Raw genomic sequence first — 25,842 nt, 5'->3', positions numbered from 1 at the left:
ACAAAATATCGAGATTATCTTCAGAATATCGCTGCTTGAAAAAGTTAACAACGCTCTTATCGTTGATAAAGAAAAGAGGGTGAATCGCGTATTACGACACACCCTCATTGGATTTTATTTATCAAAGGGGAAAAATAATCTGGTCCTGAATTGTGATGCATATAATAATTACGATAATTTTTCGGAAGGAATTAAAGGTGGTAATGTAGATGGATTTGGTGGACATCCTGCGAGTATATCAGATACGGGTAATGTTTTTCGAGGATGTCGGGCTTGGTGGAATAGTGATGATGGATTTGACTTGATTAATGCTAGTGCTCCAATAACAATAGATCGTTGTTGGTCGTTCTATAATGGATATCAACCACAAACTAAGAAGCCTGCAGGAGACGGAACAGGCTTTAAAGCAGGTGGATATGGAATGGGTGATCGTCCAAAAGCCCCAAAGATTATTCCAGAACATGTTGTCAGTAATTGTTTGGCTTGTGATAATAGAAATAAGGGATTTTATGCAAACCATCATTTGGGAGGAATATTGTGGTATAATAATACAGGTTATAAGAATCCTTCCAATTTTTGTATGTTGAATCGTAAAAATATTGCAGAAAAGGTTGATGTATTGGGTTATAATCATGTACTTTTGGGAAATGTATCTTTCATGCCTAAAAGGCTCGGGGCTGATATTGTTGATATAGATAAATCAAAGTGTATAGTAAGGGATAATTCCTTTTATTCTGATAATTGTATTCTGACGAAAGAGGATTTTGAAAGTTTAGATGAAAGTTTATTGATGAGTCCAAGGAAAGTTGATGGGAAGTTGCCTGAAATAACATTCTTGCGTCCGGTTAAGTCATCTTGGTTGTATTCTAGTAGACTGGGTTATACTCATACCGTCAATAGGATAAGATGAAAATTTTAGTATTTTGTGATTTGTTTAATGTAATAAAATGCGATTTTTAAGATGAAAAAGTTATTGTTTTTGATATTGATTTTATGTTTAGTTTCATTTGGGGCTTGCTTGAGTGAAGATGAAAGCAGATGGTCTGATTATTTAGGAGTTTATGTAACAGTGGTAGGTGATGATATACGAGGCTATCAATTCTATACAGATTTTGATGCTATTTTGGAACCTTCGACTGAGAGTCTAAAAAACTTAGAATGGGTAAAACAGGCACGTCGTGTTGTTATTGGTTTTGATTTGGAGGGTGAACAAACAGATTTGGAATCAGGTAAAACTTATCCTGTCATTTTGAAATCAGCTCAACAAATACCAACGTTTATTGTTTCCGTAGATACTTTAAGTGATGAATATCAAAGAAATGGATTGGACTCTATTGCATTGAAAAATGAATCCATTCGTTCGATTGATGATTCTAAAGGTGCATTTTATATGAAAAATGGTTATTTGAATCTAGTTGCTACTTTTGATTATTCGCCTACACAACCTACATATTTTCTGCTCTATTATGATGGAGAAAAGGACATAGACGTCGTTAATAAGCGTTTGTCGATGAATTTATATTTTAATAATAGTGTAGATCAGGCGTACCATACGATTTCTTCTTTTATAAGTCTTGAGGCTCCAGAATCGGTTTATTCAAAATATTTGAATGCTGGGATGAATATGAGTGACTCGATAGAGCTTTGTTTGAATGTTAATGCTGCAACAGGCCCTAAACAAATGAGTTGTAAGTTGGCATTAAAAGATCTGCTATTACCATAATGATATTTGTTTGCATTGGCGTTGAGTATTTCCCCTGTTAAGTTTTGAGAGGAATACATCTTTAATTGCTAGTTGAGGATAGGTATATTACCCGTTAGTGGAGTGGCTTGGACAAACATTTCTGCTGGCGGGTTTTATTGATTATACGAGAGAGAAAAATAGTTGAGAATAATATTATTCTGCCTATGAGAGCGTTTATTCTGTGGAGTTATTTAATATTTGTACATGTGTTTGTATTGTCAGCGCAGCAAACATCGCAGTTTGGAGATTTGGGTAATGGAATGTTTAGGAATCCGGTAATTCCTTCTGACTATAGTGATCCTGATATTATTAGGGTTGGTGAGGATTATTATGGCATTGCTTCCACTTTTTGTTTCTCTCCTGGAATGATTGTGATACATTCGAAGGATTTGGTACATTGGGAAATAATAAATCATGTTGTAGATGATATTTCTTTTTTGAATCCGGAATTGGATTGGACACAGATGAAAGGCTATTACAATGGTGTGTGGGCCGGTTCGTTACGTTATCATGACGGGATGTTTTATTGTCATTTCGCGACTCCGCGTGGAGGATGGTTTGTAGCTACTACTTCGGATATTCGTGGAAAGTGGGAGGTAAAAGCTATGAGAGATTGTAACGGGAGAGAATTGCGTGGTCGGGGGTGGGATGATCTCTGTCCATTATGGGATGGGGATGGACATGCATACATTATAGCTAGCAATTTTGGTAAATATTGGTTTCCGCATATTTATAAGATGAGTTCAGATGGTACTCAATTGTTGGACGGTATGATTGATGATAATTGTGATGTAACTAAGAATATCGAAATCATTGGAGGATACGTTGTGAAACCCTATCGTACGGCTGAGGCGAACAAGCTATATAAGTGGAATGGGATGTATTATATTTATTTTAGTGAGGTACGAGAAATTCATGGTAATAAAGTACGTGTGCCTGTTATGCGTCGTTCAAAGAGCATTTATGGTCCTTATGAAGAACTGTTGTTGATGCATTCTCAAGGCAAGCTGGTAGATAAAGAACCGAATCAGGGAGCAATTGTTGATACGGAAGACGGAAAATGGTTTTTTGTGACTCATCATGGTACTGGAGATTTTGATGGACGTGTATTGAGTGTAGTTCCTGTTTGCTGGAAGGAGGGGGGCCTCATATTGGGCAGGATATAGATCATGATGGGGTGGGAGAGATGGTTGGGGAACTGCCGAAGCCGATAAGCAGAGAGGCTGGTGAATTTATTCAGACTTCGGACGACTTTAATGGGGACCGTTTGGGGCATCAATGGGAGTTCAACCATCAACCCAGACAGGAAAAATGGTCGTTATCGGAGCGGAAGGGGTACTTGCGCTTGTATGCTTTTGCTCAATTGCGTGAAGGAGACTTCTTTTCTACGGGAAATATTGTGTCACAGCGTTATATTCGTTGGGGAAAAGGTGAGACAGTTGCTAAATTGAACATCAATAAGATGGATAACGGTCAGGAGGCTGGTCTTGTGCATTTTAATGGTGGTAAAGATTACGCATATCTGGCTGTCGTCAAAGTAAACGGTCGGTTATCTTTGGTTTATAGGAGTAAGAATAGCAAGGGGGCTGAGCAAGTGCTGCCGCTTACTTTTTTGCCTGGTGGACAGCGTTCATTGTGGCTGAAAACGGAGATCGATTTTTCGGGAAGGGCTGTCTTTTATTGGAGTCTTAATGGGTACAAGTACCACGCGTGTGACGCAGTCTTCCAGCTGAAATGGGGCAATTATAGAGGAAGTCGTATAGGACTGTTCACTTATAATAATCTCCAGGAAAATGGATATATAGATGTAGATTATATGACGTACTGTGAAAAGAATGACTGAGAAGGTGAAGTGCTGATAGTGGGAAAATATCGATAACCATGAATAAATATTGATTATGAATTTAAGAAAAAGCTTGTTTATTGTTTGTGTAGGGCTTATGATTTCTGGCCAGTTATTGGCCAAGGTGACTTTGCCCAATGTGTTGACTTCGAACATGGTGTTACAACAAAAAGAACGGGTAGCCATTTGGGGAAAGGCTTATCCAGGCGAACGGGTTACTGTGGAGTTCGCGGGGCAGAGTCGAAGTTGTATAGCTACATCGGATAGTACATGGCAAGTGTGGCTGAAGCCTATGAACGCTTCGTTCGAAAAAAGAGATTTGATTGTGCGTGGAGAGGAAAATGAAATTCGATTGGGCAACGTGCTGGTTGGTGAAGTGTGGCTTTGTGGCGGACAGTCCAACATGGAATATCCGATGGACCGGACGTTGAAACGTTATGCTGCGCCCGCCCGTGGCGAAGATTTGGCCGAAAAAGAATGGAAAAATCCGAATGCTGAAGGCTTGCGACTGTTTTGGGTAGAGAAGAAATATGGTTTACCGGATTGTCAGACTAAAGGATGGCTGGAGGCTGAAAGTGCAGCGATTGCTCCTTTCTCGGCAGCAGCTTATTTTTTCGGAAAGACGTTGCAAGAGGCTTTGCAAGTACCCGTCGGGATCATTGCTTCTTCTTGGGGAGGAAGTCGGATTGAGAACTGGATACCGGAAGACGTCTATAAGCAAGCACCTTTCTATGCCAAGGAACAGATGCAGCATCCGACAGTAAAGCGTAAGATTGCGTTATATTATGATACGATGATTCGCTCGTTGGCTCCTTACACGCTAAAAGGATTCACATGGTATCAGGGAGAATCGGATGCCATGGCTCATGATTCATTGTATGTGGAAAAGTTTGAAACGCTTTTGAATGTCTGGCGGACGATTTTCAAAGATAAGACACTGTCGATGTACTACGTGCAGATTGCTCCTTATTTGTATTCCAATCGCCAGTGGGACGATTATAAACATGATGCCTGCCTGAAAGCCTGGTTTGCTGACTTGCAGACGAACTGTATGAGCCTGGAACATACGGGACAGGTTATCGTGACGGATTTAGTGGATCATTTGAAGGACATTCATCCGTCTTATAAATGGGAAGTCGGTCGTCGTCTAGCGCTTTGGGCGTTGGCTAAGGATTATAATAAGAAGGTGGTTTGCTGTGGTCCCCAACTGAAACGCGCCTATTTGAAGAAAAAGCAGGTGATACTGACGTTCCGTACGGAAGGAAGCAGGCTGACAGCTGGGGTACGTGATAAGGACAATAATGCTTTCAAGGCTGTTAACGATAAGCTGACTTGGTTTGAAGTGGCAGGCAGCGATGGCGTATTCCGTCCTGTAGAGGCTGTTATTGAAGATGGAAAAGTGGTGCTGGACGTAGCAGATATTAAGAATCCTTCGAAAGTGAGATTCGGATGGAATGAACAGGCAATGCCTAATCTGTTTAACGAGGAGGGGCTTCCTGCAACGCCCTTTTGCGTGGAGCTGTAAGGCGGAGAAGTAAAAATACATGAATATGTACGAATGTCTATTCCGTGTTTTCGGATAATGTGACATTTTTGCAACAAAAACAGGATTGTATGGGAAATAAAGTTTTGAAAGGCTTGGCTATGGCCGCCGCGGTCATCTTTGCGGCGGGGGCGAGCGCACAAGCGCTCCACCCCGAACGTGTCTATCTGTCGGGCACGGGCATCGACGACACACGGACGTGGGATTTTTATTGCACGCATGGACAGAACAGCGGCAAGTGGAAAAAAATAGAAGTGCCTTGCAACTGGGAGTTGCAGGGATTTGGAAACTATACGTACGGACGCTGGTACACCGTGCCCGGCGAGAAACCGAGCGACGAGGTGGGCATGTACCGCCACCGGTTCGATGTCCCCAAGGCGTGGAGCGGACAGCGGGTGAAGATTTTCTTCGACGGCGTGATGACTGACGTGGAGGTGCGCGTCAACGGCGAGCTGGCCGGCGAGATGCACCAAGGCGGCTTTTACCGCTTCGACTACGACATCACCGACCTGCTGAAGTTCGGACGGAAGAACACGCTGGAAGTGAAGGTGGCCAAAGAGTCGGCCAACAAGTCCGTCAACGCCGCCGAGCGGAAGGCCGACTGGTGGCTCTACGGCGGCATCTATCGTCCCGTGTGGTTGGAAGTGCTGCCGCAGGTGCACGTCGGACACTTCACGCTGAATGCCGACGCCGAAGGGCGGCTGAACGTGGCGCTCGAGATGGAGGGTGACGCCAGCGGCTACGAACTGGTGGCCAGCCTGACTGCGCTGAAGGACGGCCGCGTGATGACCGACCTATCGGGACGGACGGAGGTATCCCACGTCATCGGGAACGGCGAACGCGAGCAGCTGTTCACCTCGCAATGGGGCAGCGTCCGCCTGTGGGACACGGAGAACCCCAACCTGTACGTGGCCAAGCTGCAACTGAAAGACCGCGAGGACCGGGTGGTGCAGACGCGTGAATTCCGCGTGGGCTTCCGCACCATCGAGTTCTTCCCGCAGGACGGACTGTACCTGAACGGCGTGAAGCTGGTGGTGAAGGGCATCAACCGCCACTCGTTCTCGGTGGATGGCGGGCGCGCCACGAGCGCGGCCATGAGCCGTCAGGACGCCATGCTCATCAAGGAGATGAACATGAATGCCGTCCGTTCGCACTATCCGCCCGACGAACATTTCCTCGACATGTGCGACTCGCTGGGCCTGGTCTATTTGGACGAGTTGGCCGGATGGCAGGATGCTTACGACTCGGAGGTAGGCTCCAAGCTGGTGCGCGAGATGATGCGCCGCGACGTCAACCATCCCTGTATCATCCTCTGGTGCAACGGCAACGAGGGTGGATGGAACTACGACACCGACCCGCTGTTCGCACGCTACGACAAGTTGCAGAAGCGCCACGTCATCCATCCCTGGGCCGACTTCGACGACCTGGACACGCACCACTATCCGGCCTACCTGACGGGTGTGGCCCGCTTCACGAACGGCTACAAGGTGTTCATGCCCACGGAGTTCATGCACGCCATGTACGACCAGGGCGGAGGCGCCGGCCTGCGCGACTTCTGGGACCGCTGGCTGACGAACCCCATGTTTGCCGGCGGATTTGTCTGGGTCTTCTGTGACGAGGCGCCGAAGCGATCGGACAAGGGCGGCATCCTCGACTCGGACAAATCGAACGCCCCCGACGGCGTGGTAGGCCCGCGCCGCGAGAAGGAGGGCAGCTACTATGCCATCCGCGCGCAGTGGTCGCCCATCCAGTTGAAGCCGCTGCTCATCACTTCGCATTTCGACGGCAGTTTCCTGCTGACCAATGAATATACCTACACCAACCTGAAGGACTGCCGCATGGACTGGCGTGTCCTGAAGTGCGACACGCCCTTGCAGAGGACTGTCGCCGCTGCTCCCGTGGCCCTGGCCGAAGGCGAGGTGACTCTGCCTGCCATCGCTCCGGGCGAGACGGGTACGGCGCGTTTCGACCTGCCAGCCAACTTTGCCGACGGCGATGTGCTCGAGCTGGAAGCCTTCGACAAGGAGGGCCGCAGCATCTGCACCTGGAGCTATCCCATCCGCCTGGCCGCACGGTACTTCGCGCACAAGATGGAGCGGACGCCGATGACCCTCCAGGCCCTACCGCGGGCCGAAGCCGTCAGGGAAGGCGGCAGCTACGTCCTGCGCAGCGCCGACGTCAGCGTGGCGTTCGATGCCTCGACTGGCCTGCTCAGCCGCGTGACGGCGGGTGGACGCGAGATTCCCTTCAAGGACGGTCCCGTGGCCGTGGGCATGAAGATGCGCTACGAGCCTGCGCTCAGCTACCTTCGCAACGGTGAAGACGGCGCCGTGTTCTGCGCCAAGTACAAGGGCGCGGCCGACTCCATCGTCTGGCGCCTGACCGACAACGGCCTGCTCTACATGGACGCCATCCTGCTGAACCGCGCTTCCGGCGGAGGCGGCTTCGACGACGCTTTCATGGACACCGAGGTCTACAACCTGGGCCTGACCTTCTCCTATCCCGAAGCGGCCTGCACGGGCATGCGCTGGATGGGCCGCGGCCCCTACCGCGTGTGGAAGAACCGCATTGCGGGCACCCGGTACGGCATCTGGCAGAAGGACTACAACAACACGATCACCGGCGAGAGCTACGAAAACCTGATTTATCCTGAGTTCAAGGGCTACCACGGCCACCTGTTCTGGGCCACGATGGAGAGCGACGAGGCACCGTTCACCGTCTACTCGCGCAACGACGGCATCTTCTACCGCGTCTTCACGCCCGAAGAGCCTGCCGGCCGCGTCAAGCAGACCATGCCGAGCTTCCCCGAGGGCGACCTTTCCTTCCTACTCGACATTCCCGCCATCGCTTCGTTCAAGCCCATCAAGCAGCAGGGACCGAACAGCCAGCCGGGCAACATCCGCATCAAGAAAGGCGACGAAGGTCTGCACATCGACCTGATGTTCGACTTCCGGCAGCCGAGATAGCGGCCTGCCGAGGCGGTCGATACCGTAAATTCCATCTGCGCAGCCCTGTCCACCACGGTGGATGGGGCTGTGACGTATGTTTTCATGCTGTCCACCACGGTGGAAGTGTCATTGCAGACTGCAATGCTACGTCCACCAACTTCGACGGCCTGCTGAGGACTGTTGGCGGCCCTCCGAAGCGCTTCGCCCGCGTGCCGCGCCCCGTAAATTGGCCATTTTCGTCCTTCCGTGAACGATATACTATGGGAAACGGATGAATTTCTATTCCCGCCGCCGGAAATTTGGGCTAATTTTGTCCTGTCACAATCAAACTAAAACATTCAAAACCATGAAAAGACTCTTCCTATCCGCCGCATTGTGCGCCCTGCTGGGCGGCACGGCTTCGGCCCAGTTCGGCAACTGCACCCCGTCCGAAAAGACAACCTACGTGGACGCGCAGACGGGCCGTACGATTACTGTATTGACGGACACCCTCCAGAACGACCGCTTCCTCTACCAGACCGATCCGATGTGGACGTCCGACGGGAAGTACCTCATATTCCGCTCTTCCACCCGCGCCGGCGACCCCGAGCAGCAGACCACGACGTCCGACGGCAAGACGCGCCGCTGGACGCCCACGCAGATGTTCTTCATCGAAGTGGCCACCGGCCGCATCATCCAGGCCACCGAGGGCACCGACCTGGGCGGCGTCTACTTGGCCCGCAAGTCCAACCGCATGTTCATCAGCCGCAGCCGCGACGGGCAGTGGACGCTCTCCGTCATGGACCTCGACCGCTTCTTCGCCGACGTCAATCGCGGCAAGGTAGGTCGTCCGACTGATTACGAGCGTACGATCGGTACCTTCCCAAAAGAAATGGGTCGTCCCGGCGGCTTCGCCGTGGACTGCAACGACGACTTCGCCTACATCACCGTCGAGCGCGACGGCACGCCCGAAGAACTGGAGCGCATGAAGCAGAACGCCTTCCGTCCCGAGGGCAACCAGCCCATCAAGATACAGCCCACGCTGTGTGGTATCCGTAAGATGAATCTCGAAACGGGCCGCGTGGAGAAGGTCATCGACACCGAGTTCAAGGTGGGCCACATCCAGGCCAGCCGCTTCACGCCCGGCGAAATCGTCTTCTGTAACGAAACTGGTGGCGATGCCCACCAGCGCATGTGGTTCTGCACCGCCGACGGCCGCGTGTTCAAGCCCCTGTACCGCGAGACGGCGCTCGACTGGGTGACGCACGAGACGTTCGCCTCCCGCGACTATGTTTATTTCAACATCCTGGGCTTCCAGCCCCGCCTCCGTAAGCAGGCCAGCGGCATCCTGCGCATCAACCTGCGCACGGACGACGTCGAGCTGCTGGGCCAGGTGGAAATGGAGAAAGACCGTCAGGCCATCGACGGCCAGCTCGTTGGCCGCGGCTTCTGGCACTGCAACGCTAGCCGCGACGATCGTTGGGTGGCAGGTGATACCTTCGGCGGCAACGTCTGGCTGATAGACGTCCGTACGGGCGAACGCCACTGGCTTGTGTCCGACACGAAGATGCGTCCCGACCACGCCCATCCCAGCTTCAGCCCCGACGGCACGAAGGTGCTCTTCCAGTCGGGCCACTTCACGAACGGCAAGCGCCTGAACCTGATGATGGTGGACGTGCCAGTTGACAATTTGGATAAATAATCGTATAAAACCTGATACACTATGTATAGATTGTTTGGAATCTTTCTGATTGGTTTGTTCGGATGCTTGCTCCCCGCCGTGGGACAAGACGTCCGCGGTAAGTATAATTTCAATGCCGAATGGCTGCTCCATGTGGGCGACGACCCTCAGGCCCGCGAAGTCCGGTTTGACGACCAGGGCTGGAAACAGGTCACCCTGCCCCGTCCCTTCAATGAAGACGAGGCTTTCCGGCTCAGCATCGAGCAGCTGACCGACACCGTCGTGTGGTATCGCAAGCACTTCCGCCTGCCTGTCGATTCGCGGGGGAAGAAGGTCTTTGTCGAGTTCGAAGGCGTGCGCCAGGGAGCCGACTTCTACGTCAACGGCCACTACCTCGGCCTGCACGAGAACGGTGCGATGGCGGTCGGTTTCGACCTGACCCCCTATATCCGCTACGGAGGCGACAACGTGATGGCCGTCCGCGTGGACAACAACTGGAATTACCGGGAGCGCGCCACTAATACGAAGTACCAGTGGAGTGACCGCAATTTCAATGCCAACTACGGCGGCATTCCGAAGAACGTCTGGCTGCACGTCACGGACAAGCTCTATCAGACGCTACCTCTCTATAGCAACCTGAAGACCACCGGTGTTTATATCTATGCCGAAGACATCCGCGTGAAGTCGCGCAAGGCAGTCATCCATGCCGAGTCTGAGGTGCGGAACGAGTATGGTCGGGCGAAGGAAGTGAGCTACCGTGCGGAGCTGATCGACTGCGACGGCCGCCTGCTGAAGACGTTCGAGAGTGCTTCCGTCGTCGTGAAGCCCGGCGAGCAGACCGTCCTGAAGGCGTCGTCCGAGGTAGACGGTCTCCACTTCTGGAGCTGGGGCTACGGCTATTTGTACGTGGTGAAGACCAGCCTCTGGGTGGATGGCGAGAAAGTGGACGAAGTCAGTACACGGACAGGTTTCCGCAAGACCCGCTTCGGTAAAGGAATGATCTGGTTGAATGATCGCGTCATTCAGGTGAAAGGTTTTGCCCAGCGCACCAGCAACGAATGGCCGGGCGTGGGCATGAGCGTTCCGGCTTGGTTGAGCGACTATAGTAACGGCTTGATGGTGGAAGGCAACGCCAATCTGGTGCGCTGGATGCACATCACGCCCTGGAAGCAGGACATCGAGTCGTGCGACCGCGTGGGCCTGATGCAGGCCATGCCTGCCGGCGATGCGGAGAAAGACCGCCAGGGCCGCCAGTGGGAACAACGTGTCGAGTTGATGCGCGATGCCATTATTTACAATCGTAACAATCCGAGCATCATTTTCTATGAATGCGGCAACGAGTCCATCAGTCGTGAGCACATGCTGGAGATGAAAGCCCTGCGTGATCAGTATGATCCTCACGGAGGGCGTGCCATCGGCTCGCGTGAGATGCTGGACATCCGCGAGGCAGAGTATGGCGGCGAGATGCTCTACATCAACAAGAGCAGCCATCATCCGATGTGGGCGATGGAATATTGCCGTGACGAAGGCTTGCGTAAGTATTGGGACGAATATTCCTATCCCTATCATAAGAACGGAGCCGGGAACGATTCGTTCCGTTCTGCCATGACTAATACGGTGCAGAAGAAGGTTGATGCCCGTGCCTACAACCACAATCAGGACTCGTTTACCATCGAAAATATCATCCGCTGGTTCGATTATTGGCGGGAGCGTCCGGGTACGGGCGATCGTGTCAGCTCCGGCGGTGTCAAGATTATTTTTTCGGATACCAATACGCACTATCGCGGTGTGGAGAACTATCGCCGTAGCGGCGTGACCGATCCGATGCGTATACCGAAAGATCCTTTCTTTGCTCATCAGGTGATGTGGGACGGCTGGGTGGACATCGAAAATCCGCGTATCCATATCGTCGGCCATTGGAATTACAACGATACGGTAGTAAAACCTGTATACGTCGTTTCGAATACGGAACAAGTGGAACTGTTCCTGAACGGGAAATCATTGGGACGTGGTGAGCAAAAGTATCGTTTCCTCTATACATTCGATCGTGTTGCGTTCGAACCGGGTAAGCTCGAAGCTGTGGGGTATGATGAGAATGGCAAAGAATGCTGCCGTGCCCAGCTGCAGACTGCTGGCCGACCGGAGCAAATCAAGCTGAGTGTCATTCAAAACCCGAAAGGTTGGAAGGCCGATGGTGCTGATATGGTGCTCTTGCAGGTGGAAGTGACCGATAAGGACGGTTTGCGTTGCCCCTTGGCCAACAATAAGATCCATTTCGAGCTGGAAGGTCCGGCCGAGTGGCGTGGCGGTATCGCACAAGGCCCCGATAACTATATCTTATCTAAAGACCTGCCGGTCGAATGTGGCATCAATCGTGCTTTGATTCGCTCGCTTGTGCAGGCCGGCACCGTCCGCATAAAGGCTGTGGCCGACGGATTGAAACCCGCCGAAATCCAACTGACAACCCTGCCGGTTGAGGTGGAACAGGGCCTGAGCCGCTACATCCCCGGCGATGAGCTGGAGGGAAGGCTGACGCGTGGGGAGACTCCGCTTACTCCTTCTTATGTCGTGACAAAGGTAGATGCGGGCATCCTCTCGGCTACGGCAGGAGCCAATGCAGACAAGGCTGGTAATAGTTTTGATGACAATGAGTTAAGCGAATGGTCGAACGACGGCCGTTTGCAGACGGCTTGGATCACTTATCGTCTGGAACGTGCGGCACGCATCGACGAAATCTGTATGAAGCTGACAGGTTGGCGCATGCGTAGTTATCCGTTGGAAATCTATGCTGGCAAGGAATTAATATGGAGTGGTGAGACAGAGAAAAGTTTGGGATACGTACACCTTAATGTGAAGCCTGTGTTGACCGATGAAATAACCATTCGTTTGAAAGGAGCCAGCAAGGAAGGAGACGAGTTTGGCCAGATCGTAGAAGTGGCAGCTCCTGCCGCTGGTGAATTGGATCTGTTCAAGGCGAAAAATGGTGACAAGACCAACCATGAATTGCGTATTGTGGAGATTGAATTTAAAGAAAATTTGCGACAGTAAATATGGCTTCTTTAAAGGTTCTCATTGCATGCGTCTGTAGTCTCTTAGGATGCTTCCTTCCCTTGTTTTTGTGTGCTCAACCATATCTGGGTGAACATCTGTCCAGAGGTTTGGTCGGAATACCTTCAGAGCAAGGAATGTATTTAAGTTGGAGGATGCTTTATGAAGACGAAAAAGACATCGCTTTCGATGTGTATCGGCAAAGTAATGGTGGAAATGAAATCAAGTTGAATCAGACACCGATCCAGAAAACAACCGATTTTCTGGATCGGGAAGTGGATTGGAGTGCAGACAATCGTTGGTCTTTGCGCCTGAATGGACGTGAAGTGGCATCTTGGTCCCATTCCAAAAATCAACCTCGGCAACCTTATTTATCTGTACCTATTGATCGGCCTGAAGCAAACGAAGTGGCTGGGACGTCTTATAGCTATATGGCTAACGATGCCAGTGTGGGCGATTTGGACGGTGATGGAGAATATGAAATCGTTTTGAAATGGAATCCGTCGAACGCCAAGAATCCTCCACAACGTGGATTTGCCGGTAACACATATCTTGACGCATATAAATTGAGTGGAAAAAGATTGTGGCGTATAGACCTTGGCCCTAATATTCGTTCAGGTGCTGCGACAACGAACTTCCTGGTATTCGATTTTGATGGAGATGGAAAAACGGAACTTTGTTGCAAGACGGCTGATGGCACGGTAGATGGAGAAGGACGTATCTTGGGCGATGCCGATGCAGACTGGCGTACGTGGGATAAACAATCTCCTACTTACGGAAAAATTGTGGATGGGCCTGAATATCTGACCATGTTCGATGGAATGACCGGTCGTGCGATCGATACTCAGGAATATATACCGACCCGTTATCCGTTGGATGGCTGGGGTGGTGTCGGAGGTAACTGTGGAAATGATAATACAGGTGGTCGTTCTGATCGCTTCTCAGCTTGTGTGGCGTTATTGGATGGTAAGACGCCTTCTCCAGTTATGATTAGAGGATGGTATGGACGGACAGTTGTCGTAGCATGGATCTTTGAAAAAGGAGTATTGCGTCCTCTTTGGACTTTTGATAGTGCTTTGCCTGGGCTTGAAGGTTATTCTGGTATGGCAAATCATGGAGTGAGTGTTGCCGATTTTGATCATGATGGATGTGATGAGATTTGTGTGGGAGCGATGACTGTTGACCATAACGGAAAAGGGCTTTATACTACAGGCTTACGACATGGAGATGCATTACATGTAGGGAAATTGATACCCTCCAGGAACGGATTACAGGTGTTTGGCATACATGAGAATGAAGGGAAGCATGCAATTGCACAGAAAACGCCTGCGGTAGCTATGTTTGATGGTGCTACAGGTGAGATTATCTGGCAAGATGGTTTTGGAAGGGATGCAGGTAGAGGAGTTGCAGCAGATATAGATCCTAGATATGAAGGAGCGGAATGCTGGTGTAATGTCGGCGGATTGCGTAGAGGTGATACGGGAGAAATAATAACTCCCAAGAAACCTTCATCCTGTAATTTTACAGTTTATTGGGATGCTGATCCACAAGTGGAATTGCTGGATCATATCTCAATTAGTAAATGGAACTGGGAAACGGAAACTACAGATCTGTTATTGAAGGCTGAGGGGGTTGTTTCGAATAATGGAACCAAAGGTAATCCCTGCTTGTCAGGAGATATTTTAGGAGATTGGAGGGAAGAAGTGATTTGGGCTTCGGAGGGTCAAAATGAATTGAGAATTTATGTAACGACTATACCGGCTGTTGATAGACGTATAACATTGATGAATGATCGTCAATATCGTTTGAGTATTGCTTGGCAGAATGTAGCTTACAATCAGCCACCTCATACAAGCTATTGATTCAGATAGTGTGGACAAAAAGACATGGATATGGATAAATTTCTATTTAGGGATTTGAGTCGTGTCGCTATCTTTGTGAACAAATAAATAATGTCAAATAATGAATAAGAATAACGCTTTTATAGGTTTGTGTTTAGGTCTTTCAATGGCTTTTCAGGTTCATGCTCAAAAGCCCGTGGCTGCTCCAATGAAGGACGTAAACCAAGTGATAGATAATACACTTGATAGTTTGAACAAAGCGCGTACAGCGCGTCCTGTTCCTGGCTCCAGTCGTAAAGGAAATAATCCCGTGTTGTTTTTGGTTGGGAACAGCACGATGCGTACAGGCACCCTGGGTAACGGCAATAACGGACAATGGGGATGGGGATATTTTGCTCATGAGTATTTTGATGAGAACCGTATAACGGTGGAAAATCATGCTTTGGGTGGCACCAGTAGTCGTACGTTCTACAACCGCCTTTGGCCGGAAGTTTTGGAAGGTGTTCGCAAGGGAGATTGGGTGATTATTGAGTTGGGACATAATGATAATGGTCCGTACGATAGTGGTCGTGCCCGTGCTTCTATTCCAGGAATCGGTAAAGATTCATTGGTCGTGACTATTAAAGAAATAGGGGTAAAAGAAACGGTATATACGTATGGAGAATATATGCGTCGATTTATTCGTGATGTGAAAAAACGTGGAGCTCATCCTATATTGATGTCACTTACCCCTCGTAATGCTTGGGAAGATGCTGACAGTACTATTGTGACTCGTGTCAATGAGACTTTTGGCTTGTGGGCAAAACAAGTTGCTAAAAAGGAACATGTTCCTTTTATTGATCTCAATGAAATTACGGCACGCAAATTTGAGACATTCGGAAAAGAAAAGGTGAAATGTATGTTCTATCTGGATAGAATTCACACCAGTGAGTTTGGTGCTCGTGTGAATGCCGCTTCTGCTGCCGAAGGTATCCGTAATTATAAAAAATTGGCCTTGGCTAAGTATCTGAAACCTATAGAAAAGGATACAGTTACAGGTGCTACGCGTAAGAAAGGATGTCCAGTGCTCTTTACCATTGGTGATAGTACGGTACGTAATGAAGACAAAGGTGACGGCATGTGGGGTTGGGGAAGTGTGATAGCAGAGTTTATGGACACAACTCGTATATCAGTGGAAAACCATGCCATGGCTGGACGTAGTGCCCGGACATATTTGGATGAAGGACGTTGGGATAAAGTGTACAATGCACTTCAGCCGGGTGATTTTGTATTGATACAGTTCGGACACAATGATGCAGGTGATATTAATATTGGCAAAGCGCGAGCAGAATTGCCAGGAGCAGGCGATGAAAGCAAGGTGTTTCTAATGGAAGCGACTGGCAAGTATAAGGTCATTTATACTTTTGGTTGGTATTTGCGTAAGTTTATTATGGATGTTAAGGAGAAGGGGGCTTATCCTATAGTGTTGAGTCACACGCCTCGAAACAAATGGGATAATGGCCAGATCGAACGTAATACCAATTCATTTGGCGCATGGACTCGTCAGGCTGCTGAGAAAGCCGGTGCTTGGTTTATTGACTTAAATAAAATTACGGCAGATAAGTTGCAAGATATGGGTTTCAATGAAGGATTGCGTGTTGTTGGGGAGTATTTTAAACGTGATCATACCCATACTTCTTTGAAGGGGGCCCGATTGAATGCTCAAAGTATTGTAGACGGGGTGAAACAAACAGATTGTCCGTTGAAGAATTATATAAAATAATTGTATAACTCCTTTAGTCATAATTCGCATGAGAAACATTTGGATATTCTTTTTATTATTAACAGTTGCGTTAGAAGTAAAAGCGCAAAATGTTTCAGGACTGAATAAAAAAGAATTTTCGAAATATTGGAAGATAGAATCTGAATCGCCTGATTATAGCGTGGCGTTCCGTGGTGATACAGCTGAGATTGTTGCACCTAAGGGGCTCACCTTATGGCGTAAAGAAAAGATGAGTGGAAAGGTTGCCATCGAATATGATGCCTGTGTTGTTGTTGAGAATGAAGGGGATCGCTTGAGCGATTTAAACTGTTTTTGGATGGCATCAGATCCAAAATATCCAAATGACTTGTGGAAGCGTGCGAAATGGCGTAGTGGAATCTTTTTGAATTGTTACTCTTTACAACTTTATTATTTAGGATATGGTGGAAACCACAACTCGACAACCCGATTCCGTCGTTATGATGGGAATGAAGCTGGTGTGGCAGATGCCAAAGCTCGTCCTGCAATTCTAAAGGAGTATAAAGATAAGGAGCATTTGTTGGAAGCCAACCATTGGTATCATATCAAGATAACAAACGAGAACAATAGGGTTAGTTATTATATAGATGGGAAGCGCCTGGTGGATTTTAGGGATGCAAATCCGTTGACAGAAGGCTGGTTTGGATTCCGAACCACCTTGTCGCGTACTCGTATTACCAACTTCCGATACACATGTGAACCTTTACAAGGGAGTGAGGTTGCATTGCATTGGATTGGTGGTGAACCGGCTCAAACTAAAACGGTAAGTTTTGGCGTGCCTTTTGATGAAGGATATGTGCAGTCTGGTACTAGTTGGCAATTGTTGTCGGGTAAAGGAAATAAGGAAATTGAGATTGATACGTGGCCGTTGGCATATTGGCCAGATGGTTCAGTAAAATGGTTGGGAGTTGCGGGTGTTGTGCCAGCTTCAGCAGGTAAGCTTACCCTTTCCAAAATGGAAGGTAAAAGAAAAGGGAAAAAATCTGTTGAACAAAATCGAATACAGGTTAATGAAACCACTCAAGATATTCGAATAGAGACAGGTGTGCTTTCAGCCTATATTCCTCGAAAAGGGGAATGCTTGATCGATAGTTTGGTCTATAGAGGAATAAAAGTTGGTTCTTCAGGCCGTTTGGTTTGTATTACACAGAGTAAACCCGTATTGGAAACAACATCTCAAATTGCTTTTGTCAACTATGTCAGTGAGGTGAAGTCGGTTTCCGTTGAGCGTGCAGGGAATGTACGTGCGGTAGTCAAGCTTGAAGGAATGCATAGGAGCAAGGATGGACGCGAATGGTTGCCATTTGTGGTTCGTCTTTATTTTTATGCTGGAAGTGAACAAGTCAAGATGGTACATAGTATAGTGTTCGATGGGGATGAGAAGAAAGATTTCATTCGTGCTTTGGGAGTACGTTTTACAGTTCCTATGCGCGAAGCTCTTTACAACAGGCATGTTGCTTTTTCTTGTGCTGATGGAGGCGTTTGGAGTGAACCGATTCAACCTTTGGTAGGACGTAGGGTGTTGTCGCTTTCGAAGGATAAAAATAAGAATGTCCCTCTTTTGCAACAACAACAGATGGAAGGTAAACGCATACCTGAATATGATAAGTTTGATTCCTATAACCAAAATTTGATAGATAATTGGGCCTCATGGGATGGATATCGTCTTTCTCAATTGACAGCAGATGCTTTTTCCATTCGTAAAAGGGCCAATAGCGATAATCCATGGATTGGAACTTTTTCTGGGACACGTAGTAACGGTTATGCTTTTTTAGGGGATGTAAGTGGAGGTTTGGGACTTTGTTTGCATGATTTCTGGCAATCCTATCCTTCTTCCATTGAAGTTGCAGGCGCAAAAACAGAAGAGGCAACCATTACGGCATGGCTTTGGAGTCCCGATAGTGAACCGATGGATTTGCGACATTATGATAATATCGCTCATGACTTGAATGCTAGTTATGAGGATGTTCAGGAGGGATTGAGTACCCCTTATGGTATTGCTAGAACTACGACGCTTACTTTACTTCCTCAAGGTGGATACACAGGAAAAGCAGATTTTGCACGTGCTGCTGAACAGTTTTCAAGTCCAGGGGTATTGATGCCTGTTCCTGAATATTTGCATGCTCGCAGGGCTTTTGGCGTATGGAGTTTGCCTGATAGAACTACAGATTTTCGTGCAAAAATAGAAGATCGGTTAGCCTCTTATGTAGAATTCTATAAGAAAGCTATAGAACAAAATAAATGGTATGGATTTTGGAATTATGGAGATGTGATGCATGCTTACGACCCTGTTCGTCATACTTGGCGATATGATATTGGAGGTTTTGCCTGGGATAATACAGAGCTTGCTTCTAATATGTGGTTGTGGTATAATTTCTTGCGTACAGGGCGAGCTGATCTTTGGCAAATGGCGGAAGCAATGACTCGTCATACTGCTGAGGTAGATGTTTATCATATTGGACCGAATGCGGGGCTGGGTAGTCGCCATAATGTAAGTCATTGGGGATGTGGCGCGAAGGAAGCACGTATTAGTCAGGCTGTATGGAACCGCTTTTATTATTATCTCACTACAGACGAACGTTGTGGTGATCTGATGGCAGAGGTAAAGGATGCAGAACAGAAATTATACACTCTCGATCCGATGCGTTTGGCACAACCGCGTGAACAGTATCCTTGTACAGCATCAGCACGTTTGCGTATAGGGCCCGATTGGTTGGCTTACGCTGGTAATTGGATGACAGAATGGGAACGTACGGGTAATGAAGCTTATCGCGATAAGATTATAGCTGGAATGAAGAGTATAGCCGCATTACCAAGCCGAGCTTTTACCGGTCCCTTGGCTTTAGGATTTGATCCAGCTACAGGGATTATAACTAGTGAATGCGATCCTAAACTACAAACGACCAACCACTTGATGACAATTATGGGCGGTTTTGAGGTGATGAATGAAATGTTACAAATGATTGATTTACCTGAATGGACAGAAACTTGGTTGGATTTGGCTGCTAATTATAAACAGAAGTCATGGGAGCTTCGTCATAATCGTTTTCGGATTTCTCGTCTTCATGCATACGCTGCTTATTATTTGCGCGATATACAGAAAGCAAAAGAAGCTTGGGATGATTTATGTGCCGATGTTCCTTCTGTAGAGAAAGATGGACTTAATGTAGAAACTATCTTGCCTCCTTATGTTCCTTCCAGGTTGGATGAATGCAAATATATTAGTACAAATGATGCTGCGACATGGAGTTTGGATGCAATATATATGCAGGAAGTAATACCTTGGAGTGAATGAAAATTCGAATCTCTTTGTCTGTATAATGCTTGGATAAAATGTTGAAGGATTTGAAATTATTCATGGCCTTTGTCTTGACGATACTTGTTGGCAATTTGTCTGCCAATCAGGATTTTGTTGTCAACTCTCAAAAGATATTGAAAATATCTTGTCTGGAAACAGAAGCCCCAGTTGTACATACTGCTTTGCAAATATTGACACATGACTGGCAAGACGTTTTTGGTGTGAAGCCTCAAATGTGTCTTTTTGATGGTGATCTTATAGTGGGAACATGGGAAAGTTCTTTAATCCGACAGACTGGTATTGATGTTAGTATGCTTCGAGGGAAGCATGAGGCTTTCTTGCTGACAGTTTCCCCGAAAGGTCGTTTAATCATTGCTGGTAGCGATAAGCGTGGTACTGCTTATGGTATTATGGAATTGTCACGACTAATAGGTGTTTCGCCGTGGGAATGGTGGGCGGATGTAATCCCTGAACCAAGAAAAGAGTTTGCCTTGCCTGCATCTTATAAGGATTTACAAGAACCCTCGGTTGAATTTCGTGGTATTTTCATCAATGATGAAGATTGGGGGCTTACTCCTTGGAGTGGGTTGACTTATGAACCAACTCCTGTAAAAGGACAAATAGGACCTAAAACACATGCACGCATCTTTGAATTGCTGCTCCGTCTACGTGCCAATACATTTTGGCCTGCCATGCATGAATGTTCTGTACCTTTTTATTTTACAAAAGGTAATAAAGAAATTGCAGATAAATATGGCATTTACATTGGAACTTCCCATTGCGAACCGATGATGCGGAATACGAATGGCGAATGGAAACGAGATGGAATAGGTGAATATGACTATGTGAATAATAGCGAGCATGTACGGGCTTTTTGGGAGGAACGTGTCAAAGAGGTGGCTGGCTATGACAATCTCTATACATTGGGTATGAGGGGTGTGCATGACGGAGCCATGAAGGGTGCAAAGACTGTTAATGAACAGAAGCAAGTACTTGAACGGGTATTAAAGGACCAGCGTAGCTTGCTAGCTAGTTATGTCGATAAAACCGTGGCTAATATTCCTCAGGTTTTTATACCATATAAAGAAGTTCTAGACGTATATAATGCAGGGTTAGAGGTTCCAGATGATGTGACCTTGATGTGGTGTGATGATAATTATGGTTATATTCGTCATTTTCCGACAGTAGCGGAAAAGGCTCGGAAGGGTGGTAACGGGATTTATTATCATATTTCTTATTGGGGACGCCCTCATGACTATCTTTGGCTTTGCACGGTTCAGCCAGGCTTGATTTATCAGCAAATGACTCAAGCTTATGAGCGAGGCATTCGTAAAATGTGGGTGTTAAATGTTGGGGATATCAAGCCGGGTGAATATCAGATAGAGTTGTTTTTAGATATGGCTTGGGATATTGGTGAAGTGAAGAAACAGGGCGTTACTAAGCATTTGCATCGTTTTTTAGAAAGAGAGTTTGGGCAATCTGTTGCTACGCAAACGCTTCCAGTCTTGCTTGAACATTATCGATTAGCCTATATACGTAAGCCAGAGTTTATGGGAGCGACTCGTACTGAGGAAAAGGATCCTAAATATAAGGTTATAACCGATTTGCCTTGGAGTGAAACTTATATTCGAGAACGAATATTAGCTTATCAGCAGCTTTCAGATCGGGTAGAAAAAATCTCATCTGAAGTCGCAGAAAGTCGGAAAGATGCGTTCTTTCAATTGATAAAATATCCTGTGCAGGCAGCTTCTCAGATGAATTTTAAGTTGTTGGGAGCCCAGCTGGCCAGACATGGAAAAGGAGATTGGAGTAGGAGTGATATGGCTTATGATAGCATCGTATCTTTGACCCAATTATATAATACAGGTAAGTGGAATCATATAATGGATTGCTCTCCTCGCCGTTTACCTGTTTTTGATCGTGTACAGCCTTCTTCGTCTATAGAGAATATGTTGGAAGAGTCTGAAATCCTTTTCCAATGGAATGGTACTGACTGTATTGAAAATCATCCAGTGATATGTGAAGGAATCGGTTACGAAGGAAAAGCCGTTTCTTTGGACCAAGGACAACAACTGTCTTTTGATTTTGAATATCAATCAGCCGATTCTTTAGTTTTCGAAGTATGTTTGCTCCCAAATCATCCGGTAGAGGGTGAGAAGCTTCGTTTTGAACTTTCTTTGGATGGAGGTGAAGGGATTGTTTGTAGTTATCAGACAAAAGGGCGGAGTGAAGAATGGAAGATGAATGTTTTGCGTAATCAGGCTATTCGTCGTGTTGTACTGAAGCCGCAAGCAACGGTGAATCATCGGTTGAAGTTCAAAGCTTTGGATGAAGGTGTTGTATTGGATCAGATAAAGGTATTTACAAACTGATAGCAAACAGATAAATATAAAATAAATGGGACAAATTAAGAATTTATTGAGTGCAGTAGTTGCTTTTAGTCTGGTAACTTCTTTGTATGCACAACCTCATTATGATTATTCCAAACTGCAACATGAAGATTTGGGAAGAGGTGTTGTAGCTATTCGTGAAAGCGAGAATGCAGTCTGCCTTTCTTGGCGTTATCTTTCATCTGATCCGATCCAGACAACTTTTAATGTCTATAGGAATGGCAAGAAAATTGCAGAAGTTCCAAGTAACGTAGGAACTTTTTATAAGGATCTCTATGCAGGGAATGAAAAGATAGTTTATACTGTAAAGGCTGTAGTCGACGGGAAAGAACAACAGAATAAATGTGAATCTTATACTTTGCCAGCTGATGCTCCTATGGGATATTTGCAGATTCCGTTAGATAAGCCAGCTGATGGAGTAACACCTGCAGGCGATACATTTACGTATAGTGCAAATGATGCTTCTATAGGTGATGTTGATGGAGACGGACAGTATGAAATCATTTTGAAATGGGATCCTTCCAATGCACATGATAATTCTCATGATGGTTATACAGGAAATGTACTTGTAGATTGTTATCGTTTGACTGGTGAGAAATTGTGGCGCATTGATTTGGGGCGTAATATCCGTGCGGGTGCTCACTATACTCAATTCATGGTGTTTGACTTCGATAATGATGGTAAAGCCGAAATCGTGATGAAAACGGCAGATGGAACGGTCGATGGTAAAGGACAGGTGATCGGTAAAGCTGATGCTGATTATCGGGAAGCTGGAATTGCTAATGATAAAGGACGTACCCGTAGCCTTCAGGGGCGAATTATGAAGGGTAGTGAATATTTGACGGTTTTTAGTGGGTTGACAGGAGAAGCGTTGAAAACTATTGATTATGTGCCTGCTCGTGGCAATATTCAGGATTGGGGAGATAATTATGCAAACCGTTGTGACCGTTTTTTAGCTTGTGTGGCATATCTGGATGGAATTCATCCAAGTGTGGTAATGTGCCGTGGATATTATACGAGGACAGTTTTAGCTGCTTTTGACTGGGATGGAAAAGAGCTGACTCAACGCTGGGTATTTGATAGTAATAATCCTGGTGGAGAGGGATATGCCGGCCAAGGGAATCATAACTTGCGTGTAGGCGACGTGGATGGTGATGGATGTGATGAGATTGTATACGGATCTTGTGCAATAGACAATGACGGAAAGGGACTTTATACGACAGGTATGGGACATGGCGATGCTATGCATATGACATGTTTTTCTCCTGATATGCAAGGACTTCAAGTATGGGATTGTCATGAAAATAAAAAAGATGGTTCAAGTTTTCGTGATGCAGCTACAGGAAAAGTACTGTTTCAAGTAAAAAGCACAAAAGATGTTGGTCGTTGTATGGCTGCAGATATTGATCCGCGTAATCTGGGGTTGGAGATGTGGTCTTTAGATTCGCATGGGCTGCGTAATGTGCAAGGAGAAGCATTAGGAACGACTCCAAAATCAATGCCTGTTAATATGGCTGTATGGTGGGATGGTGACTTGCTTCGTGAACTGTTGGATAAAAATGCAGTGTTAAAATATGATTGGAAAGAGGGTATATGTAAACCTTTAATTAATTTCGAAGGGGCAGCATTTAATAACGGTACCAAATCCAATCCTTGTTTACAAGGTGATTTGATTGGTGATTGGCGTGAAGAGGTGTTGGTACGTGAGGTGGATAGCAAAGCATTGCGTTTGTATGTGACAACCATCCCTACGCAATATCGTTTCCATTCCTTTTTGGAAGATCCTATTTATCGTATCAGCATTGCAACACAAAATGTTGCCTATAATCAGCCTACACAACCTGGTTTCTATTTTGGTGCAGATTTGAAGAAAGGCGTGTTTAGAGGATATAAATTTAAGTAAAAAGATTATTATATTATCTATTGTTAATACCATTAAGACATGAATCTGAAAACATTAAGTATGATGGGTGCCTTGTTGTTCATGGCAGGGTTAGGAACCCATGCACAGAAAAAAAATGTAGTGAACGACTCGAATACCCCATTACATCTGTTGCAACCGGAGTATAAAGTGCCTTATGGCGAGTTGTCTGTGAAAGACATAAAGTCTGATATGGATCGTATCTTGCATTATTTGGAGGCTAACACCCCAGCACGTGTAGTGGACAAAAAGTCTGGAAAGGTAATAACCGACTATAACAAACTGAATGTAAACTCTCAATTAGAACGAGGTGCCTTCCGTTTGGCTAGCTACGAATGGGGAGTAACTTATTCGGCAATGCTTACTGCAGCCGAAACTACCGGCGATCAGGCTTATTCTGATTACGTAAAAGACCGTTTTACGTTTCTAGCCGAAGTGGCGCCTCATTTCCGTCGTGTACTTGAGAAGGAAGGCGATGTCGATCCTCAAATGAAACAGATTTTAACTCCTCATGCTTTGGATGATGCCGGAGCTGTGTGTGCGGCTATGATCAAAGCTATGCAGAAAGATCCTTCGTTGAAGTTGAATGGATTGATAGAAAACTATATGGATTTTATCTTAAATAAAGAATATCGGTTAGCTGATGGAACGTTTGCACGAACTCGCCCTCAACATAACACGTTATGGCTTGATGACATGTTTATGGGTATTCCACCAGTAGCTTATTATTCCTATGTGGCTGCTGAGAAAAAGGAAAATTATATGGCTGAAGCTTTGCGTCAGATTTTTCAATTTGCAGAGCGCATGTGGGTGCCTGAAAAAAAACTCTTCCGTCATGGATGGGTGGAAGGTATGCAGGATCATCCTGCTTTCCATTGGGGACGTGCTAACGGTTGGGCGTTGCTGACAATGTGTGAAGTGCTTGATGTGTTGCCCGAGGATTATCCTCAGCGTGACAAGTTGCTGGAACTTTTCCGTGCCCATGTTCGTGGATTGGCAGCATGTCAGAGTGGGGAAGGTTTTTGGCATCAGTTGCTCGACCGCAATGACTCTTACCTTGAGACGTCGGCTACGGCCATTTACGTATATTGCTTTGCACATGCCATCAACAAGGGATGGATTGATGCAATGGCCTATGGCCCTGTAGCCCAGCTCGGTTGGCATGCCGTATCTACTCAAATCAATGAAGAGGGACAGGTTGACGGAACTTGTGTCGGTACGGGTATGGCTTTTGATCCAGCATTCTATTATTACCGTCCAGTAAATGTGTATGCAGCTCATGGTTATGGCCCTGTAATATGGGCTGGTGCCGAAATGATTAAAATGCTTGGTGAACAACATCCAAAGATGAACGACAGTGCCGTGCAATATTATCGGACAGAACAAAAAACAAATGAGCCTATTTTTCATGTAACCGATGGAGGAAAATAATGGTAATTCTATATTGAAAAGGAGGATTTTTATGAAACGTGAAGCTTTTAAGATGTTCTTGAAACCGGGTTTCGAGAAAGAGTATGAGAAAAGACATGCGGCAATTTGGCCTGAGTTGAAAAAAATGCTTTCTGACGGTGGTGTTTATGATTATTCTATCTATTGGGATAAAGATACGAATATCCTGTTTGCTTGCCAGAAAACAAAGGGGGAAGAATCGTCTCAGGATATGGGCGCCAATCCGATTGTCCAGAAATGGTGGGACTATATGGCTGATATTATGGAAGTCAACCCTGATAATTCTCCTGTCACGATTCCTTTGCCTGAAGTGTTCCACATGGATTGATCCTGTGACACATTGTAAAAATAGTACATCAGTTTTTTTCTGATGTACT

The 25,842-nt window shown here is 46.6% G+C and carries 15 protein-coding genes; all 15 read left to right on the top strand.

Annotation, left to right across the window (positions count from 1 at the left end):
- The coding region (locus HF894_RS06080) for a right-handed parallel beta-helix repeat-containing protein (protein WP_204971436.1) at positions 1-910 on the top strand (910 nt) is incomplete at its 5' end.
- A gap of 51 nt (positions 911-961) precedes the next feature.
- Complete coding sequence (locus tag HF894_RS06075) at positions 962-1,723, top strand: hypothetical protein (RefSeq protein ID WP_204971435.1); 762 nt, start codon at positions 962-964, stop codon at positions 1,721-1,723.
- A 185-nt stretch (positions 1,724-1,908) separates the two neighbouring features.
- Positions 1,909-2,910: a glycoside hydrolase 43 family protein gene (locus HF894_RS06070; protein WP_021848328.1), complete on the top strand. Its 1,002-nt coding sequence runs from the start codon at positions 1,909-1,911 to the stop codon at positions 2,908-2,910.
- A gap of 20 nt (positions 2,911-2,930) precedes the next feature.
- Positions 2,931-3,587: a beta-xylosidase family glycoside hydrolase gene (locus HF894_RS06065; protein ID WP_021848327.1), complete on the top strand. Its 657-nt coding sequence runs from the start codon at positions 2,931-2,933 to the stop codon at positions 3,585-3,587.
- 55 nt (positions 3,588-3,642) lie between these two features.
- Positions 3,643-5,112, top strand: a complete 1,470-nt coding sequence (locus tag HF894_RS06060; protein ID WP_021848326.1) for a sialate O-acetylesterase — start codon at positions 3,643-3,645, stop codon at positions 5,110-5,112.
- A gap of 89 nt (positions 5,113-5,201) precedes the next feature.
- Complete coding sequence (locus HF894_RS06055) at positions 5,202-8,096, top strand: exo-beta-1,4-galactosidase (RefSeq protein ID WP_204971433.1); 2,895 nt, start codon at positions 5,202-5,204, stop codon at positions 8,094-8,096.
- Between the two features lie 328 nt (positions 8,097-8,424).
- The gene (locus HF894_RS06050) at positions 8,425-9,759 is read left to right on the top strand and encodes a PD40 domain-containing protein (RefSeq protein ID WP_204971432.1); all 1,335 of its coding nucleotides are present in this window, start codon (positions 8,425-8,427) and stop codon (positions 9,757-9,759) included.
- 21 nt (positions 9,760-9,780) lie between these two features.
- Positions 9,781-12,786 (top strand): glycoside hydrolase family 2 protein, encoded by a 3,006-nt coding sequence (locus HF894_RS06045; RefSeq protein WP_204971431.1) that lies wholly within the window; start codon positions 9,781-9,783, stop codon positions 12,784-12,786.
- Between the two features lie 2 nt (positions 12,787-12,788).
- Positions 12,789-14,648, top strand: a complete 1,860-nt coding sequence (locus HF894_RS06040; RefSeq protein WP_204971430.1) for a rhamnogalacturonan lyase — start codon at positions 12,789-12,791, stop codon at positions 14,646-14,648.
- Positions 14,649-14,748: 100 nt separating this feature from the next.
- A complete protein-coding gene (locus HF894_RS06035; protein WP_204971429.1) occupies positions 14,749-16,389 on the top strand; it encodes a rhamnogalacturonan acetylesterase in 1,641 nt (546 codons plus the stop codon).
- 28 nt (positions 16,390-16,417) lie between these two features.
- Complete coding sequence (locus tag HF894_RS06030; RefSeq protein ID WP_204971428.1) at positions 16,418-19,702, top strand: exo-rhamnogalacturonan lyase family protein; 3,285 nt, start codon at positions 16,418-16,420, stop codon at positions 19,700-19,702.
- Positions 19,703-19,740: 38 nt separating this feature from the next.
- Positions 19,741-22,077 (top strand): glycosyl hydrolase 115 family protein, encoded by a 2,337-nt coding sequence (locus HF894_RS06025; RefSeq protein WP_204971427.1) that lies wholly within the window; start codon positions 19,741-19,743, stop codon positions 22,075-22,077.
- Between the two features lie 25 nt (positions 22,078-22,102).
- Positions 22,103-23,998 (top strand): rhamnogalacturonan lyase, encoded by a 1,896-nt coding sequence (locus HF894_RS06020; RefSeq protein WP_204971426.1) that lies wholly within the window; start codon positions 22,103-22,105, stop codon positions 23,996-23,998.
- A gap of 39 nt (positions 23,999-24,037) precedes the next feature.
- Positions 24,038-25,447 carry a glycoside hydrolase family 88/105 protein gene (locus HF894_RS06015; RefSeq protein ID WP_204971425.1) on the top strand — a complete coding sequence of 470 codons (1,410 nt, stop codon included), beginning with the start codon at positions 24,038-24,040 and terminating at the stop codon, positions 25,445-25,447.
- Between the two features lie 31 nt (positions 25,448-25,478).
- Complete coding sequence (rhaM, locus tag HF894_RS06010) at positions 25,479-25,793, top strand: L-rhamnose mutarotase (RefSeq protein WP_005853508.1); 315 nt, start codon at positions 25,479-25,481, stop codon at positions 25,791-25,793.
- Positions 25,794-25,842: the final 49 nt, after the last annotated feature.

Source organism: Caecibacteroides pullorum (assembly GCF_019239235.1).
Classification (GTDB): Bacteria; Bacteroidota; Bacteroidia; order Bacteroidales; family Bacteroidaceae; genus Bacteroides; species Bacteroides pullorum.
Note: the sequence above shows the minus strand (reverse complement) of the source record. Positions and strands in the feature narration are given on the sequence as shown.